Source organism: Nocardiopsis potens DSM 45234 (assembly GCF_000341105.1).
GTDB classification, from domain to species: domain Bacteria; phylum Actinomycetota; class Actinomycetes; order Streptosporangiales; family Streptosporangiaceae; genus Nocardiopsis_A; species Nocardiopsis_A potens.
The window spans coordinates 1-15922 of record NZ_ANBB01000032.1 but is presented as its reverse complement, the minus strand read 5'-3'; the positions used below and the strand labels follow the sequence as shown (position 1 = coordinate 15922).

The window sequence follows — 15922 nt, the reverse complement described above, 5'->3', positions numbered from 1 at the left end:
GGGGAGCAGCCCGCCGAGCCAGTCGGCGTAGCGGACCGGGAGCGGCTCGTCCAGCCCCATCGCCGCGCGCTGCACCTCCACCGCGGCGTCGGGGACCGGGCGGCCCCCGGACCGGGCCTCCAGCACCGACCGGGCCGGGTCCCCCGGCGCCAGGTCGAGCATCAGGAAGCAGAACACCGACAGGGCGGCCAGCACGGCCAGCGCCGCCCCCGCCCTGCGCACCGCGTATCCGGCGATGGCCGGCCTCCTTTCCGATTCGTCTTCACCGGGCCGCCCCGCCCCCCTCCCGGCGCCCCGCCTCCGCGAGGCACCGGAGCGCCGCCGTTTCGATCGGTCTCCGCGACAAGCGGCTCCGCCCGGGAAGAGCGACTCCCGCTCTGCCCGCCACCGGAGACCCCGGCCCCCGCGGCGCCGCGGCGCCGGAACCGGGCGGGCGGGGTTCCGGTGCCGAGGTCATCGGGGGGCGGGGCCCGGGGCGGCCGGTTGCAGCAGGTCCCAGCGGTTGCCGTACAGGTCGCGGAAGACCGCGACCGTGCCGTACGGCTCGTGCCGGGGCTCCTCCTCGAAGTGCACCCCGGCGTCGAGCATCCGCCGGCGGTCGGCCTCGAAGTCCTCGGTGTACAGGAAGAACGCGACCCGGCCGCCGGTCTGGTCGCCGACCCGGGCGGCCTGGTCCGCTCCGGCCGCCCGGGCCAGGAGCAGCCCGGTTCCCCCCGCCCCCCGCCCGACGCCGGGCGCCACCACCACCCAGCGCTTGCCGCCGCCGAGCGGGGCGTCCTCGACCAGCGTGAAGCCGAGCGGCCCGGTGAAGAAGGCGATCGCCTCGTCGTAGTCGGCGACGACCAGCGTGGTCAGGCCCAGCAGGGCGCGGGGCGGGGGCGTCTCCATGCTCTCCTCGTTCCTTCTCCGCTACTTCCGGCGGCTCCACTCCTCGGCGTTCCAGAAGAAGCCGTAGCCGTGGTGGGCCAGGGTGCGCTCGGTGATCCCGTCCAGGTCCTCGGGCACGGCGTTCACCGCGTCCAGGTAGGACACGAAGACGTAGGGCGGGTCGTCGGCCAGGGCCTCCTGGAGGTCGGCGTAGGCCTCGGCCCGCTTCTCCTCGTCGTTGGTGCTCCGGCCGGCGTCCAGCGCCTCATCCGCGGCGTCGTCGGCGTAGCTCCCGTAGTTGGAGCCGCCCTCGTCCAGCGCCTCGGAGGAGTGGAACGGCCCGTACAGCGAGCCGTCCGGATCGTAGGGGGTGCCCCAGCCGATGAGGAAGCCCTCCAGCTCCGCCCAGTCGACGGCGTCCCGCGGCCTGGGCTCGGCGGTGACGTCGAAGCCCTCCTCGCGCAGCTGGGTGGCGAGCACCTCGATCATCGCGGCGCGCACGCCGTCCTCGGCGAAGGTGGTGAGCTCGAAGGAGTACGGTTCGCCGTCGCGCTCCCAGATCCCGTCGCCGTTCTTCTCGTAGCCGGCCTCCTCCATGATCGCGGCGGCCTCGGCCGGGTCGTGGGTGTAGTCGGCGGCGCCGGTGCCGAACGGGCTGAGGTCGAGCGGGCCGGCGGCGGGCCTGCCGTGGCCGTGCAGCACGCTCTCGATGACCGCGTCCCGGTCGATCGCGTAGTTCATCGCGCGGCGCGGGGCGGGGTCCTCGAACCGCTCGTCCTCCATGTTGAACAGGATTCCGCGGTAGTCGGCGGTGGGGGTGGTCTCCAGCCGCACCCCGTCGATCCCGCCGGCCTCCTCGACCTGGGCGGGCTCCAGGTAGGCGGCGTCGACCTCGCCGTTGGCCAGCCGGATCAGCCGGGAGGCGGCGTCCGGAACGTAGGCGATGGTGATCGCGTCCAGGCCGGGGGCTCCGCCGTAGTAGTCCTCGAAGGCGGTGACCTTGGCGTACTCGCCGTGCTTCCAGGTGTCCAGCCGGAACGGGCCGGTGCCCACCGGGTGCTCGCCGAAGTCGGGGTCGTCCAGGCCCTTCTCCTTGAGCAGGTGCTCGGGGAGCATCCCGTTGGAGAGGCTGTCCAGCAGGGCCGGGGTGGGTTCGGTGAGCCGGATGACGACGGTGTGCTCGCCCTCCGCCTCGACCTCCTTCACGTTGGCGAACTTGTTGCTGATGGGGAGGTTCCCGTCGCGTACGCCCTCGATGGTGAACACCACGTCGTCCGCGGTGAACGGCTCCCCGTCGTGCCAGGCGGCGTCCTCGCGCAGGGCGAAGGTGTAGGTCTTCTCGTCGCCGCTGATCTTCCAGCTCTCGGCGAGCGCCGGGACCGGCTCGTTGTCGGCGTCGTGCGCGGTGAGCCCGCGGAAGACCATCTCCGTGACGGGGTCGAGGTGCTCGTCGACGAGCACCGGGTTGAGCTGCTCCGGCTCGTCGCCGAGGGCGTAGGTCAGGGTGCCGTCGGCGGCCCCGTCCTGCGCTCCGCCGGTGGAGCAGGCGGTGAGCAGGAGGGCGAGGCCGGCGCCGGCGGCGATCGCGGATCGCGAACGGATCATTGTTCCCCACTAGTTGCGAATGGTTTGCAATAGTGAAGATACGCCCGCGGGGGACCCGGCGCCGACGGGGGCCCTGGCACGCGGACGGCCCCCGCCCTCGGCCAGGGCGGGGGCCGTCGGAGGCCGGCGCGGCGGTCAGTCCACGACGTGCCCCTGCACGTACTCCTGCCGGTCCCCGTGCGGCGCTCCGGTGCGCTCCCACTCCAGGAACCGCTCGGTCTCGTTCATCAGCCCGGAGACCAGCCACACCGCGACGAACGCGTCGTCGGCGACGCCCAGCAGCGGGATGAACAGCTCCGGGACCAGGTCGATCGGGCTCACGATGTAGAGCAGCGCGGCGATGAAGAGCAGCAGCCGCGAGGACGGCAGCCCGGTGTAGCGGCCGCGCATCCGCGCGGCCGTCATCCGCGGGACGGACCCCGCCCGCTCCCAGACCGAGGGCCTGCCGGGCCTGGCCCCCTCGTACACCGCCTGCCACGCGGCGGCGCCCGCCGCCGCCCGGTTGGACTTGCGCATCTGACCACCTCGTCGGGGTATTCGGGGGCGGGAGGCTCCCACCACCCCTCCTTCACGATATGACGCGAATCAGGCCCGTGGTGTTCCCCGGAACGGCTAGGTTGATGGGGCCCTCGCCCCCGATCCCCTCCCAGGACGGCACCGACCGACCATGCCGAACGGATCCTCCACCGCACGCCCCGCCCTGCTCCTCCCCGCCTCGCTGGCCTGCGCCGCCGTGCTCGCGCTCACCGGCTGCTCAGGCTCGGGAGGCGATCCCTCCGCGGCCCCCACCGCGCTGCTCCCGCTGCCCGGCCCCGGCGACGGGGACGGCTCCGGAGAGGGCGGCGGGAAGGACGGCGCGGACGGCTCCGGCGGCGAGCCGTCCGGGAAGGGCGGGAAGGAGCCGGACGACGGCCCCCTCGCCGGAACCACCGTGCTCATCGACCCCGGCCACAACGGCGGCAACGCCGAGGCCCCCGGGAAGATCAACGAGCAGGTCCCCTCCGGCCCCGGGGAGAAGAAGGCCTGCGACACCGTCGGCGCGGAGAGCGCGAGCGGCTACCCCGAGCACGAGTTCACCCTGGACCTGTCGCTGCTCCTCCGCGACCGGCTGGAGGCCGAGGGCGCGGAGGTCGTGATGACCCGCGCCGACGACGACGGGGTCGGCCCGTGCGTGAACGAGCGGGCCGAGATCGGCAACGAGGCCGGGGCCGACGCGGCGATCTCGGTGCACGCCGACGGCGGGCCGGAGTCCGGCAGCGGCTTCCACGTCATCGCCCCCGGCGAGGTCGAGGGGAACGGGGACATCGTGGTGCCCTCGGCCCGGCTGGCCGGGCTGCTCCGCGACGCCTACGCCGAGGGCACCGGGATGGACCCGGCCGACTACATCGCGGAGGAGGGCCTGGACGAGCGGACCGACCTGGGCGGGCTCAACCTCTCCACCGTCCCCAAGGTGTTCCTGGAGGCCGGGAACATGCGCAACCCCGGCGACGCGGAGCTGCTGGAGGACGCGGAGTGGCGGGAGCGGGCGGCCGGCGCGATCACCGGGGCGGTCGTCGACTTCCTCACCGGGGCCGAGGGCGAGAGGCCCTGACCCGGGGCGCCCCGGTCACCGGATCACCCGCGACCGGGGCGTCTGTCCTGTTCCGGCCAGCCCCCGGTGGCGATCATGAGTGATCTTCACGACATACTTGCCCCATGGTCGATCCCCTCTTCGCTGCCTCCTCCCGCCCCGAGTTCGACGTCATGCTCCGCGGCTACCACCGCGGCCAGGTGGACGAGTGGTTCGACGCCTTCCTCTCGCCCACCGCCGAGGCCGACCCGCGCCCCGAGTTCGACGTGGTGCTCCGCGGCTACGACCGGAGCCAGGTCGAAGCGGCGATCCGGCAGGCCCTCCAGGGCCCCGCCGAGCAGGGGGGTTCGGTCTGAGCCCCCGCCCCGCGCCGGTGTCGGCCCGTGTCCGCGGGGAGCGGGGTCGGCACAATGGAGGAATGCCGCTCACCCCTGCCGACATCAGAAAGAAGCGCTTCAGCACGGTCCGCTTCCGCCCCGGCTACCACGAGGACGACGTCGACGCCCTGCTCGACCGGGTCGAGGAGACGCTCTCCGCGCTGAACAGCGGAGAGTTCGACGGCCCGCTGATCACCGCGCAGGAGATCGAGGAGTCCCGCTTCCGCGGCACCCGGCTCTCCTCCGGCTACAACGAGGAGGAGGTCGACGACTTCCTCGACGAGATCGCCGCCGAGCTGCGCTCCCGCGGACTGGCCCGCAAGGGCGACGTGCCGCCGCCCAAGGCGCCGGCCAGCGGCCCGGTCACCTGGACCGGCCCGCAGCCCCGGGTGCCGGCCGGCCCGCCCCCGGCGGAGCGGCCCGCCGCGCCGCCGCCCCCGCCGCCGCGGGCCGGCGCGCACGCCCGCGCCGAACCGCGCGGCTCGATGGCCCCGGAGCACATCCGCGCCAAGCGCTTCGCCACCACCCGGCTGACCACCGGCTACAACGAGGACGAGGTGGACGACTTCCTGGACGCCGCGGAGGCCACCCTGGACGCGCTGATCAAGAAGCACCCGGAAGGGGTGCTGATCACCGCCTCCGAGGTGGAGCGGGTCCGCTTCTCCACCACCCGGGCCCGCCCGGGCTACGACCCGGGGCAGGTGGACGCGTTCCTCGACGAGCTGGCCGCCGAGTTCCGGCTCTACGAGGGCGGCGAAGGGTCCTGACCGACACGCCCTGACCGGGGCCCGGCGGACTCCCGCCCGCCGGCCGCGCACCGTATTGTGGAAAAGCACGATGCCGACTATCACGCGCCGCCACCCTCCGGTTCCAGGAGGTGGCGCGGTATGGGGATCGCCGTGATCGAGGAGAAGCCCGGGGAGACGGCCGTCGACGACCGCTGGGAGACCCTGCTGCACGCCTGGCGAGAAGTCGACATGCCCGACGGTTGGCGGGCTGAGATCCGCAAGGAAGGCATCGTCTTGGTTCCCCCACCCGCAGCGAAGCACAACGACGTCCCGGACTGGATCGCCCGGCAGCTCTACCCGGTCCTGCCCAAGGAGATCGCTTTCCACCAGGGCAGCGGCGTGGTCATCGCCGACCAGGCCCGGCTCCGCTCACCCGACATCGTCCTGTTCAACCGCGCCGCCATGCCCGAGCGGCGGGGCGAGGGGATCGATCCCGACGAGGTGCTCCTGGTCGCCGAGATCGCTTCCAAGGACAACGCCCGCGACGACCGGGAGGCCAAGCGGGTCGAGTACGCCACCGCCGGAATCCCGCTCTACCTGCTGATCGACGGCTACGACCCGCGCGGCCCCCGGATCACGCTCTTCTCCAATCCGCGCGGAACGGACTACTCCGACAGCCACGCCGTCGAGTGGGGCGAGCCGGTCGACCTTCCCGAGCCGTTCGACATCAAGCTCGACACCTCGGAGTTCACGGTCCCCGCCGACTGACGCCGCCGATTTCCGCCCCGCCGCCGCTCCCGGCCCGGCGGGGTGCCGCCATGCCCCCCGTTCCCCCGCTCCGGCGCACCGGCTCCGCCGGGGAGACACGCCCCGACCTGCCCGGACACGATTGATACGGAAAGTAATATGTGATTACTTGACGTGATCGTCGCGTGTCGGAGCGCGTGCTGGGCCCCCTGGGGAGGCACTACTGATGACTTTTGCGATGAGACCACAGGGCCGCGCGGAGGCGGGAGGGGCGCCCGGGTCCGCGCCGACCGGGTCCGTGCCGCCCCAGCACCCGTGGACGCCGGACGGCGGGACCGCCGCCGAGTGGACGCAGGCCGAGCGGCACCCGTGGGAGCGGCCGCTGCTCGCCGCCGCGGCGGCGGCGACGCTGGCCGCGCTCGCCCTCGCCGTCCACATGCTGTGGACGGGCGGCGCACAGGCCTGGACCGCGGCCGTGCTGCTCGCCCTCCCGGCCGCCTGCTGGGCGGTGCGCGGGATGCGCCACGCCGAGCAGCGGGCCCAGGCGGTCCGCGTCTCGCCCACCCAGTTCCCCCAGGTGCACGCCGAGATCTCCCGGCTCGCCACCGAGATGGGCCTGAACACCACCCCGGACGCCTACGTGCGGGCCGAGGGTCGGCGGCCGCGGTCCGCGGCGGCGGGCGGGCACGGGGCGCGCCGCTTCATCGTCGTCCCCGGCGAGCTGTTCGAGCCGGACGCCCGGCTGCGCGACCCGGAGGCGCTCCGCTTCGTCCTCGCCCACCAGCTGGGGCACATCGCCGCCGGGCACACGTCGTTCTGGCTGCGCGCCGGCACCTCGATCGGGCGGCTGGTCCCGGTGCTGGGCCCGGCGCTGTCCCGGGCGATGGAGTACACCGCGGACAACCACGCGCACGCGCACTGCCCGGAGGGGGCGCACGCGATCCGGATGCTGGCCGCGGGGAGGGCGCTCTACCGGGAGGTCGGCATGGGCGAGATGGCCGAGCGCGGCCGCCGGGACCGGGGCGGCTTCGTCTTCCTGTACAACCTGCTGTCCAGCCGCCCGGTGAACATCAAGCGCATCGCCGCGATCCGGGACCGCAGCCGCCCGGGCCGGCTCTTCCTCTGACGGCGCCGGGGCGGCTCAGTCGCGGGCGAGCAGGCCGGACATGAGCAGCTCGGCGAAGTGGTCGCCGAGGCCGGCGCCGTCGAGGCCGCCGCCGCGCCGATACCACATGCCCAGGTGGTGGACGGCGCCGAAGAACTGGGTGGCGACGATGTTCAGCGGGACCTCGGAGCGGAACACGCCCTCGCGCCGCCCCTCCTCCACCATCGCCAGGAAGCGCTCCTGGTAGTCGCGGCGCTCGGCGCGGATCGCGCGCTGCCGCTCCGGGGAGAGCATGTGCAGCGAGCGGAACACGATGACCGCCTCGTCCATGTTCTCGATGCTGGTGCGGACCAGGTCCGCGGCGGCCGCGCGGAGCCGGTCGGCGACCGGGCCGGGGGCCTTGGCGTAGCCGTCCAGCCGCTCCCGCTGCATGGCGAGCAGCCGCTGGAAGATCGCGTACAGCAGGTCGTCCTTGGAGTCGAAGTAGTGGTACATCGCCCCCTTGGTCACACCGGCGGCGGTCACCAGGTCCTGGACCGAGGTGCGCTCGAAGCCGCGCTCGGCGAACATCCGGGTCGCCTCCGCCACCAGCCGGTCCGGAACGGCCGGCGACCGCTCCCCCCGGTCCGCGTCCACCATGGGCCGTCCTCCCCTCGTCCGTCCGCGCGCCCGCCGCGCATCCCCACAAGGATAGGCAGACCGCCCGATCCGGCGCACCGCGGCGCCCGCCGCGACACGCCCGCCGGAGCGGAGCGGTTCCGCCCGCCCCCTGGCCCTAGTCTGGGGCCGTACCGGATCCGGTGCGGGAAACCGGCGGAAATCGAACCCGTGTTCGATATCCTTCCCCGGTGAGTCTGTACAACGAACGGATCGACGTCCGATCGACCACCGGCGGCCACCCGGCGCTGTTCTCCTGGCGCGGCCGCATGTACCGGGTCCGCCGCGTGATCGGCAGCTGGAACGGCGCCACCGGCGAGGCCGACGTCCGCCTCGTCCGGGTCGCCGCCGAGTCCGACCGGGGCGAGCCGAGCATCGCCGACATCGCGGTCGACGACGCCACCGACCGCTGGACCATGCGCCGCCTCTGGGAGTGACCCGGGCCTCCGCCGGGGCCGCGGAGCGGCGGCCCCGGTGGAGGGGCGGTAACGGCGCGGGCGCACCCTCACATCAATATCGCCCCTGCGCTGGGGCGTTGCCGGGGAAGCGGTGGAAACCGTGCGATCCTGGAAATCATGCGCGCTGACCTGATCCACTCCCGCTCCCTGCGCGGGGCCGGCGCCCGTGCAGGCGGCCGCCGGACGCCCCTCGCCGCGGCGCGCCGCGGCGGACCGGTGCGCCGGAGGGCGTGCCGATGAACTTCTTCGACCACCTCGCGGGCAACTACGCCGAGGTGCTGGCGCTCACCGGCGAGCACGTCGTGCTGGTGCTGCAGGGCCTGGTGCTGGCCTCGCTGATCGGGATCCCGCTGGCCGTGCTCACCTACCGGGCCGAGCTGCCCCGGAGCGTGGTGCTGGCCGTCGCCGGGGTCTTCCTCACCATCCCCTCCTACGCCCTGTTCGGCCTGCTCATCGCCCCGCTCGGGCTGGGCACCGCGCCGGCCGTCACCGCGCTCACCATGTACGCGCTGCTGCCGGTGGTCCGCAACACCGTGGTGGGGCTGCGCGGAGTCGACCCCGCCGTCATCGAGTCCGCCCGCGGCATGGGGCTGAGCCGCCGGCAGATCCTCCGGCAGATCGAGCTGCCGCTGGCCTGGCCGGTCATCATCACCGGGCTGCGGGTCGCCACCCAGCTGCTGCTGGGCATCGCGGCGATCTCCGCCGCGGTCAACGGCCCCGGCCTGGGGAACCTGATCTTCCAGGGGCTGTCCAGCGCGGGCACGCCGTTCGCGGTGTACCTCGCCCTCGAAGGCATCCTCGGGATCGTCGTGCTGGCGGTCCTGGCCGACCTCGCCTTCGCCGCCCTGAACCGCGTTTCGACCTCCAGAGGACTCCGAGTTGACTGACGCCTCCGCCACCGCCGCGCCCGACGCCATGATCCGGCTGGAGAACCTCACCAAGGCCTACCCGGGGCAGGCCGAGCCCGCCATCGGCGGCCTCAGCCTGGAGATCCCGCGCGGCGAGATCGTGGTCTTCGTCGGCCCGTCCGGGTGCGGCAAGACCACCCTGATGAAGCTGATCAACCGGCTCATCGAGCCCACGTCCGGCCGGATCGTGATCGACGGGCAGGACGTCACCGAGATGAACCCGGACGAGCTGCGCCGGGGCATCGGGTACGCGATCCAGCAGACCGGGCTGTTCCCGCACCGCACCGTCGCGCAGAACATCGCCACCGTGCCCAGGCTGCTCGGCTGGTCCGCGGAGAAGGTCTCCGCCCGGGTGGACGAGCTGCTCACCATGGTCGGCCTGGCCCCGGACACCTACCGGGACCGCTACCCCAGGCAGCTCTCCGGCGGGCAGCAGCAGCGGGTCGGGGTGGCCCGCGCGCTGGCCGCCGACCCCGAGGTGATGCTGATGGACGAGCCGTTCGGCGCCATCGACCCGATCACCCGGGAGGCGCTGCAGAACGAGTTCCTCCGCATCCAGCGGGACATCCGCAAGACGATCGTCTTCGTCACGCACGACATCGACGAGGCGGTGAAGCTGGGCGACCGGATCGCGGTGTTCGGCCCCGGCGGCCGGATCGCCCAGTACGACACCCCGGAGGCGGTGCTCAGCGACCCCGCCGACGACTACGTCGCCGAGTTCATCGGCTCCGGCGCCTACGTCAAGCGGCTCACACTCACCCCGCTGTCCCGGGTGGCGGCCGCCACCGACTGGCCGACGGTGCCCTCCTCGGCCGACCGGGAGGAGCGGGTCGCCGCGCTGCGCTCCGCCGACCGCGACTTCGTGCTGGTGCTGGACGGCGACCGGCGCCCGGTCGGCTGGCTCGGCCGCGACCTCGCCCCCGACGACGACCGGCTGACCGGGAACGGCCTGCCGCTGCTCTCCTCGCTCGGCCCGGACGACACCCTGTTCGACGCGCTCAACGCGATGCTGGCGAGCAACGCCGACGTCGTGGTGGTCACCGGCGAGGACGGCCGCTACCGGGGGACCCTCGGCATGGCCGCGATCCAGGAGCTCATCCACACCGCCTCCCCGGCGGCGGGGGCGGGCCCGGAGCGCGCCGCCGGCCCGGCCCCGGGCCGGTCCGACTCGCCCGGCACCGACTCCCCCGGCAAGGAGGTGCGCTGAGAGATGGCGATCGCCCCGGCTCCCACCGAGCCCGCCGGCGGCACGGGGGCCGCCGGACCCGGACCCCGCCCCGGCGGCGCACGCCGGCTGCTGCGCTACGCCGGTGCGCCGGCCGCGCTGCTCGCCGTGCTGGCCGCGCTCTACCTCTACGTCGGCGCGCACGACCTGGACCGGATCGAACGGCGCAGCCTCAACGCCGAGTACCTGCTCAGCCGGACCTGGCAGCACCTCGGCCTGAGCCTGGTCGTGGTGGTGCTGATCCTGGCCATCGCGGTGCCGCTGGGCGTGGCGCTCACCCGCCCCGGCGCGCGCCGGTTCTCCGGCCCGGTGCTGGCCCTGGCCAACGTCGGGCAGGCCATCCCCACCATCGGCCTGATCGTGCTGTTCGCGGTGGCCTTCGTGTCCTGGGGGATCCACACCATCGCGATCACCGCGATCGTGCTGTACGGGATCCTGCCGGTGCTGCGCAACACCATGGTCGGCCTGGACCAGGTGAGCCCGGCGGTGATCGAGTCCGCCCGCGGCATGGGGCTCGGCCGCGCCCAGGTGCTGTGGCGGGTCGAGCTGCCGCTGGCCGTCCCGGTGATGCTGGCCGGCATCCGCACCGCCCTGGTGCTGACCGTGGGCACGGTGGCGCTGGCGACCTTCATCGGCGCCGGCGGCCTGGGCGACGTCATCTCCAACGGGATCTCCTCCAACCGCACCGTGGTGCTGGTGACCGGGAGCGTCCTGGTGGCCGTGCTGGCCCTGGCCGTCGACTGGCTGGCGGGCATCGTCGAGGACGTGCTGCGCCCGCGCGGGATCTGAGAGGAGCCTCCCGTGAGAACCCCCGAACCGAGCGCCGTGCGGCGCGGTGCCCGGACCCCGCTGCGCGCGGCGGCGCTGGCGCTGTGCGGAGCGGTGCTGGCCGGCTGCGGCGGCGGGCCCGACGCGGCCGAGGCGCTGCCGCAGGCCGCCGACGTGGACCTGGCCGGCGGCTCGCTCGCCTCCGACGTCGACCTGGAGGGCGCCTCCTTCCGGGTCTCCTCCAAGGAGTTCACCGAGAGCGTGATCCTCGGCAAGATCACCGTGTACGCGCTGCGCGCGGCGGGCGCGGAGGCCGAGGACATGACCGGGCTGATGGGCTCCAACATCCTGCGCAGCGCGCTGGAGAGCGAGGAGGTCGACCTGTACTGGGAGTACGCCGGCACCGGGTGGACCCAGTACCTCCAGCGCGACGAGCGGATCACCGGCTCCCAGGAGCAGTTCGAGGCCACCGCAGAGGCCGACCTGGAGGAGAACGGCGTGGAGTGGATGGGCCCCGCGCGCTTCGGCAACCAGTACGGCATCGCCCGCGCCGCCGACGCGGAGGGCCCCGCCGGCGAGGTGGACACCCTCGCCGACCTGGGACCGATGGTCCGCGAGCACCCGGACCGGGCGTCGTTCTGCGGCGCCGCGGAGTTCATGGACCGGGAGTGGGAGGCCTTCCAGGAGTACTACAAGGCCCCGTTCCCGGTGGACGGCGTCTACCAGATGGACCTGGCGCTGAACTACGTCAACGTGGCCAAGGGCGACCCGTGCGAATTCGCCGAGGTCTTCACCACCGACGCCCGGCTCAAGTCGCTCGACCTGCGGGTGCTGGAGGACCCGGAGGGCTACTTCACCACCCAGCTGGCCGCGCTGACCGCCCGCGAGGAGACCGTCGAGGAGCACCCGGAGCTGCGCGATCTCGCCGCCGAGCTGGGCGACGCGCTCACCGAGGACGCGATCATCGAGCTCAACGGGATGGTCGACCTGGAGGGCGCCTCCACCGACCAGGCCGCGCTCTACTTCCTGCAGGAGAACGGCCTGATCGGCTGACGCGGACCGGCCGGCGGGGCGGGGCCCTACGATGGGGGCGCGATGCGCATTCTGGTGGTCGAGGACGACGACCGGGTGGCGCGCGGCCTGGTCACGGCGCTGCGCAACGCCCGTTACGAGGTGGAGCGCGCGGCGACGGCGCAGCGGGCGCTGAGCGCCGCCCCCGCCGACGTCGTCCTGCTCGACCTGGGCCTGCCCGACGCGGACGGGTTCGAGGTGCTGCGCAGGCTCCGCGACCGGCCGCACACCGCGGTCATCGCGGTGACCGCGCGCGCCGAGGAGCGCGAGCGGGTGCGCGGCCTGCGCGCGGGCGCCGACGACTACGTGGTGAAGCCGTTCGGCATCGCCGAGCTGCTCGCCCGGATCGAGGCGGTGCTGCGCCGCACCCGCCCCGCCCGCGCCGAGGCACCGCCGGAGCCGCGGCTGGAGATCGGCCCGCTCTCCCTCGACCCCGGGCTGCGCGAGGCGCTACTCGGCGGCGAGCCGGTGCAGCTCACCCGCAAGGAGTTCGACCTGCTGGCGCTGCTCGCGGCGCGCTCGCCGGAGGTGGTGGCCCGGGAGGCCATCCTGGACCAGGTGTGGGGGGCGTCCTGGGAGTCGTCCTCGCGGACCCTGGACACGCACGTCGCCGCGCTCCGCGGCAAGCTGAGCGGCCCGGTGCGGATCCACACCGTGCGCGGCGTCGGCTACCGCCTGTCCGCCGACGCCGGGCCGGCCTGAGCGGGGCCGGGCCGTGCTGCGCAGGCTGCTCGCCATCCTGGTCCCGCTGGCGTTCCTGCTGATGGCCTCGCTGGCCGTGCCGCTGGCCGCGGTGGTCGCCCAGCAGCAGACCCAGGAGGTCTACGTGGACCGGCTGAACGACGCCGGCCGGTTCGCCTCGCTCGGTGCGACCGCCCTGGTCAACGGGAGGGACGAAGCACTCCGGGTGGAGCTGCAGCGGTACCGGGAGCTGTACGGCGGGCACGTCGCCATCGTCGGCACCACCGGGGAGCCGCTGCTGGAGTCGGGCCCCGGGGACGCCTCCGGCGCGGAGCACCCGTCGGTGCAGGACGAGGCGGTGCGGCGGGCGCTGGCCGGGTTCCGCCCGGAGCCGCCCACCGCGGTGTGGCCGTGGGACGACGCCGACCTGGTGATCGCCGAACCGGTCGGCCGGGACAGCATGGTGGAGGGCGCGGTGGTGCTGTCGGTGCCCACCGGCGACCTGCGCTCCGCGATCCTCGCCGACTGGGGGCTGATGGCGCTGCTGGGCACGGTGCCGCTGGCGCTCCTGTGCGCGGTGGCCTGGCCGCTGTCCCGCTGGGTGCTGCGGCCGGTGCACCGGCTGGACGAGGCGACCGCCGCCATCGCCGGGGGCGACCTGTCGGTGCGCGCCGACGACGAGGGCGGGCCGCCGGAGCTGCGCCGGCTCGCCGGGTCGTTCAACGCGATGGTGGACGTGGTGGAGCGCGCCCTGCACCGGCAGCGCGCGTTCGTCTCCGACGCCTCCCACCAGCTGCGCAACCCGCTGGCCAGCCTCCGGCTCGCGGTGGAGAACCTCCAGCCCTACCTGGACGGCCCGGAGGCCCGGGAGATCCACGGCGACGCGGTGGAGGAGACCAAGGCGATGAGCAGGCTGCTCAACTCGCTGCTGGCGGCGACCCGGCTGGAGAGCTTCAGCCGCGCCGAACCGGTGGACCTGGACGAGCTGCTGGCGACCCGGCTGCCGCGGTGGCGGGCGCTGGCCGAGGGGTACGGCATCGAGGTGGAGAACGCGGTGCCGGAGGGGCTGCGGGTGCTCGCCCCGCCCGGCGGGCTGGGCAGCGTGCTGGACGAGCTGATGAGCAACGCCACCCGGCTCTCCGGGGCGTCGGTGATCCGGCTCGGCGCGGCCGCCGACCGGCCGGACGGGGAGGGCGGGGAGGGCCCGCCGATGGTGGTGCTGCACGTCGCCGACGACGGCGCCGGGCTCACCCCGGAGGAGCGGGAGAAGGCCCTGCACCGGTTCTGGCGCGGCTCCGGACAGCAGAACACCGAGGGCACCGGGCTGGGCCTGTCCATCTGCGCCGACCTGGTGGAGTCCGCCGGCGGCGGGCTCCGGCTGCTACCGGGCCTGCCCGACGGCGCCGGCGGATTCGGCCTGGACGTCGCGATCCGACTGCCCGCCGCCCCCGGGACCGCCTAGCGCTCGGGAACGACCGCCCGGGCGAGGACGGACAGCTCGAACGGGCGGAGCGCGTCGGTGCGCTCCCACTCCGCGGGGGCGACCGTGTCGCGCTGCCGGACGTACTCGACCGGCCGGAGCCCCTGCCCGGTCAGGAGGGCGTCCATCTCCTCGGTACCGAGGAGCGTCCGCCAGGGCTCGCCCTGCTCGGCCGCCGCGGCCATGACCGCCTCGGCGTAGGCCTGGCCCGCCTCGTCGCGGAGCCCGGCGGGGAGGAGGTGCTCCGCGATGAGCTCCGTGCCGGGGGCGAAGCCGCCGACGGCGGCCAGGGTCCGCCTGATCGCCTCCGGGGTGAGGTACATCGTGACCCCGAGCCAGCCGACGAGTGCGGGCCGGTCGGGGGCGAAGCCGGCCTGGACGAGGCGGTCGGTGAGCGACCCGTCGGACTCCTCTTCGAAGTCGACCGGGACGAAGGAGACGGAGGGAGGCGCCTCCGTTCCCGTCTCCGCCAGCAGCGCCCGCTTCCAGCGCTGGGCGGCGGGCTCGTCCACCTCGAACACCCGCACGCGGCCGGCCTGCTCCGACCGGTAGGCGAAGGAGTCCAGTCCGGCGCCGAGGATCACGTACTGGTCGACGCCCCGGCCGGTCAGCTCGGCCAGCCGGTCCTCGGTGTAGCGGCTGCGGGCGACGGCCGTCGTCCGGGCACCGGCGAGGACCGGGTGGCCGCCGTAGGCCCGGTGGTAGTGGAGGAGTTCTTCGGCCTGCTCGCCCAGGAAGGTCCGGGCCAGGGGGTCGGTGAAGATCGCGGGGGCCTCGTCGACGAGGAGGTGCGCCGCGCGTGCGGCCGCCGACATGAGGGCCGTCCGACCGGATCGTGCCTTGTTCTTCATGCCGCCGGACATTACCCCAGAATTTTCACATAATATCAAAAAAATAAAAATTTCAAAATGGTCAGAGAATCTCTTTTCGAGAACGAACGAATTTCCGCGACGTTCGGTCCGAGTCGGCCCCTACCAGCACTCCCCAGCACTCCGGGACCGTCCGATGTGATCGCCGCCGCTCCTTCCCGATGACCTTGACGTTGTCGCCCCGCCTCAACCGGCCCCGTCATCAAGCGGCCGCCGCAACGAGGAAAACAAGGAACTCGGTGAGGGGAGAGGAACGGGAGGCCCCGCCCGGGCGCGGCGCCCCGTGGAGCGAAGGTCAAGACGGGCGACGAAGGCGGGGAGGGGGACCGGCCGGCCGGTCCGGCGCGGCGCCCCACGGAGTGCAGGTTCAAGCAGGCGGCGACGGCGAAGGTAGGGGCAGGGTCAGGCACCCCAGCCGGGCGCGGCGCCTCAGGGGGCGGGGGTTCAAGCGGGCGGCGAAGGCGGTGGTGGGGACCGGCCGGTCGGTCGGGTGCGGCGCCCCACGGAGTGCAGGTTCAGGCCGGCGGCGACGGCGAAGGTAGGGGCGGGGTGCAGGCATCGCCCGGGCGCGGCACCTCACGGAGTGAAGGTTCAAACGGGCGGCGAAGGCGGCGGTGGGGACCGGCCGGTCGGTCGGGTGCGGCGCCTCGCGGAGTGCAGGTTCAGACGGGCGGCGACGGCGAAGGTAGGGGCGGGGTGCAGGCATCGCCCGGGCGCGGCGCCTCACGGAGTGAAGGTTCAAACGGGCGGCGAAGGCGGGAGCGGGGTGGGCGCCGCGTTCACCGGCCAGGCCCGCACCCACCAGG

17 protein-coding genes and 1 pseudogene are annotated in these 15922 nt (G+C 74.0%); 12 read left to right on the top strand and 6 right to left on the bottom strand.

Annotated features, from left to right (window positions below):
* The 4 genes and pseudogenes from D459_RS31465 to D459_RS0111735 all read right to left on the bottom strand — a co-directional run.
* Nucleotides 1-222 (bottom strand): annotated as a pseudogene (locus tag D459_RS31465) (ABC transporter permease); the annotation flags it as partial.
* 231 nt (nt 223-453) lie between these two features.
* Entirely contained in the window at nt 454-888 is a 435-nt protein-coding gene (locus D459_RS0111745) for a VOC family protein (protein WP_017593206.1), read from the bottom strand.
* Nucleotides 889-909: 21 nt separating this feature from the next.
* Nucleotides 910-2472, bottom strand: coding sequence for an ABC transporter substrate-binding protein (locus D459_RS0111740; RefSeq protein WP_017593205.1), 1563 nt, complete (start codon nt 2470-2472; stop codon nt 910-912).
* Nucleotides 2473-2607: 135 nt separating this feature from the next.
* A complete protein-coding gene (locus tag D459_RS0111735) occupies nt 2608-2988 on the bottom strand; it encodes a YkvA family protein (RefSeq protein ID WP_017593204.1) in 381 nt (126 codons plus the stop codon).
* Nucleotides 2989-3139: 151 nt separating this feature from the next.
* Here D459_RS0111735 and D459_RS0111730 point away from each other — a divergent pair, with 151 nt between their 5' ends.
* From D459_RS0111730 to D459_RS0111710, 5 genes are all read left to right on the top strand, one after another.
* Complete coding sequence (locus D459_RS0111730) at nt 3140-4063, top strand: N-acetylmuramoyl-L-alanine amidase (RefSeq protein ID WP_017593203.1); 924 nt, start codon at nt 3140-3142, stop codon at nt 4061-4063.
* A 104-nt stretch (nt 4064-4167) separates the two neighbouring features.
* Complete coding sequence (locus D459_RS0111725; protein WP_017593202.1) at nt 4168-4398, top strand: hypothetical protein; 231 nt, start codon at nt 4168-4170, stop codon at nt 4396-4398.
* Between the two features lie 62 nt (nt 4399-4460).
* Nucleotides 4461-5186: a DivIVA domain-containing protein gene (locus D459_RS0111720; RefSeq protein WP_017593201.1), complete on the top strand. Its 726-nt coding sequence runs from the start codon at nt 4461-4463 to the stop codon at nt 5184-5186.
* Nucleotides 5187-5306: 120 nt separating this feature from the next.
* Nucleotides 5307-5915: a Uma2 family endonuclease gene (locus D459_RS0111715; protein WP_017593200.1), complete on the top strand. Its 609-nt coding sequence runs from the start codon at nt 5307-5309 to the stop codon at nt 5913-5915.
* 277 nt (nt 5916-6192) lie between these two features.
* Nucleotides 6193-7020, top strand: a complete 828-nt coding sequence (locus D459_RS0111710; protein WP_017593199.1) for a M48 family metallopeptidase — start codon at nt 6193-6195, stop codon at nt 7018-7020.
* Nucleotides 7021-7035: 15 nt separating this feature from the next.
* Here the strand turns inward: D459_RS0111710 and D459_RS0111705 are convergent, their stop codons facing one another.
* On the bottom strand, nt 7036-7638 hold the full coding sequence (locus tag D459_RS0111705; protein WP_017593198.1) for a TetR/AcrR family transcriptional regulator: 603 nt from the start codon (nt 7636-7638) through the stop codon (nt 7036-7038).
* A 209-nt stretch (nt 7639-7847) separates the two neighbouring features.
* On the opposite strand from D459_RS0111705, the gene D459_RS0111700 reads away from it, so the two are divergent.
* The 7 genes from D459_RS0111700 (at nt 7848) to D459_RS0111670 (ending at nt 14229) form a co-directional block, all read left to right on the top strand.
* Nucleotides 7848-8093 carry a DUF6504 family protein gene (locus D459_RS0111700; protein WP_017593197.1) on the top strand — a complete coding sequence of 82 codons (246 nt, stop codon included), beginning with the start codon at nt 7848-7850 and terminating at the stop codon, nt 8091-8093.
* 257 nt (nt 8094-8350) lie between these two features.
* Nucleotides 8351-9001 (top strand): ABC transporter permease, encoded by a 651-nt coding sequence (locus tag D459_RS0111695; RefSeq protein WP_017593196.1) that lies wholly within the window; start codon nt 8351-8353, stop codon nt 8999-9001.
* Nucleotides 8994-10229 carry an ABC transporter ATP-binding protein gene (locus tag D459_RS0111690; protein WP_017593195.1) on the top strand — a complete coding sequence of 412 codons (1236 nt, stop codon included), beginning with the start codon at nt 8994-8996 and terminating at the stop codon, nt 10227-10229. Before D459_RS0111695 ends, D459_RS0111690 begins: the two co-directional genes overlap by 8 nt.
* A gap of 3 nt (nt 10230-10232) precedes the next feature.
* Nucleotides 10233-11036, top strand: a complete 804-nt coding sequence (locus D459_RS0111685; RefSeq protein ID WP_017593194.1) for an ABC transporter permease — start codon at nt 10233-10235, stop codon at nt 11034-11036.
* A gap of 12 nt (nt 11037-11048) precedes the next feature.
* Nucleotides 11049-12068, top strand: coding sequence for a glycine betaine ABC transporter substrate-binding protein (locus tag D459_RS0111680; RefSeq protein WP_241485007.1), 1020 nt, complete (start codon nt 11049-11051; stop codon nt 12066-12068).
* A gap of 42 nt (nt 12069-12110) precedes the next feature.
* Nucleotides 12111-12788, top strand: coding sequence for a response regulator transcription factor (locus D459_RS0111675; protein ID WP_017593192.1), 678 nt, complete (start codon nt 12111-12113; stop codon nt 12786-12788).
* Between the two features lie 13 nt (nt 12789-12801).
* Nucleotides 12802-14229 (top strand): sensor histidine kinase, encoded by a 1428-nt coding sequence (locus D459_RS0111670; RefSeq protein WP_017593191.1) that lies wholly within the window; start codon nt 12802-12804, stop codon nt 14227-14229.
* Here D459_RS0111670 and D459_RS0111665 read toward each other — a convergent pair.
* Entirely contained in the window at nt 14226-15098 is an 873-nt protein-coding gene (locus tag D459_RS0111665) for a class I SAM-dependent methyltransferase (RefSeq protein ID WP_206540769.1), read from the bottom strand. The two genes, D459_RS0111670 and D459_RS0111665, sit on opposite strands and share 4 nt — an antisense overlap.
* Nucleotides 15099-15922: the final 824 nt, after the last annotated feature.

Coding starts and splice junctions, on each gene's coding strand:
- D459_RS0111745 (WP_017593206.1), bottom strand. CDS start 888: ATGGAGACGCCCCCGCCCCGCGCCCTGCTGGGCCTGACCACGCTGGTC.
- D459_RS0111740 (WP_017593205.1), bottom strand. CDS start 2,472: ATGATCCGTTCGCGATCCGCGATCGCCGCCGGCGCCGGCCTCGCCCTC.
- D459_RS0111735 (WP_017593204.1), bottom strand. CDS start 2,988: ATGCGCAAGTCCAACCGGGCGGCGGCGGGCGCCGCCGCGTGGCAGGCG.
- D459_RS0111730 (WP_017593203.1), top strand. CDS start 3,140: ATGCCGAACGGATCCTCCACCGCACGCCCCGCCCTGCTCCTCCCCGCC.
- D459_RS0111725 (WP_017593202.1), top strand. CDS start 4,168: ATGGTCGATCCCCTCTTCGCTGCCTCCTCCCGCCCCGAGTTCGACGTC.
- D459_RS0111720 (WP_017593201.1), top strand. CDS start 4,461: ATGCCGCTCACCCCTGCCGACATCAGAAAGAAGCGCTTCAGCACGGTC.
- D459_RS0111715 (WP_017593200.1), top strand. CDS start 5,307: ATGGGGATCGCCGTGATCGAGGAGAAGCCCGGGGAGACGGCCGTCGAC.
- D459_RS0111705 (WP_017593198.1), bottom strand. CDS start 7,638: ATGGTGGACGCGGACCGGGGGGAGCGGTCGCCGGCCGTTCCGGACCGG.
- D459_RS0111695 (WP_017593196.1), top strand. CDS start 8,351: ATGAACTTCTTCGACCACCTCGCGGGCAACTACGCCGAGGTGCTGGCG.
- D459_RS0111685 (WP_017593194.1), top strand. CDS start 10,233: ATGGCGATCGCCCCGGCTCCCACCGAGCCCGCCGGCGGCACGGGGGCC.
- D459_RS0111675 (WP_017593192.1), top strand. CDS start 12,111: ATGCGCATTCTGGTGGTCGAGGACGACGACCGGGTGGCGCGCGGCCTG.
- D459_RS0111665 (WP_206540769.1), bottom strand. CDS start 15,098: ATGAAGAACAAGGCACGATCCGGTCGGACGGCCCTCATGTCGGCGGCC.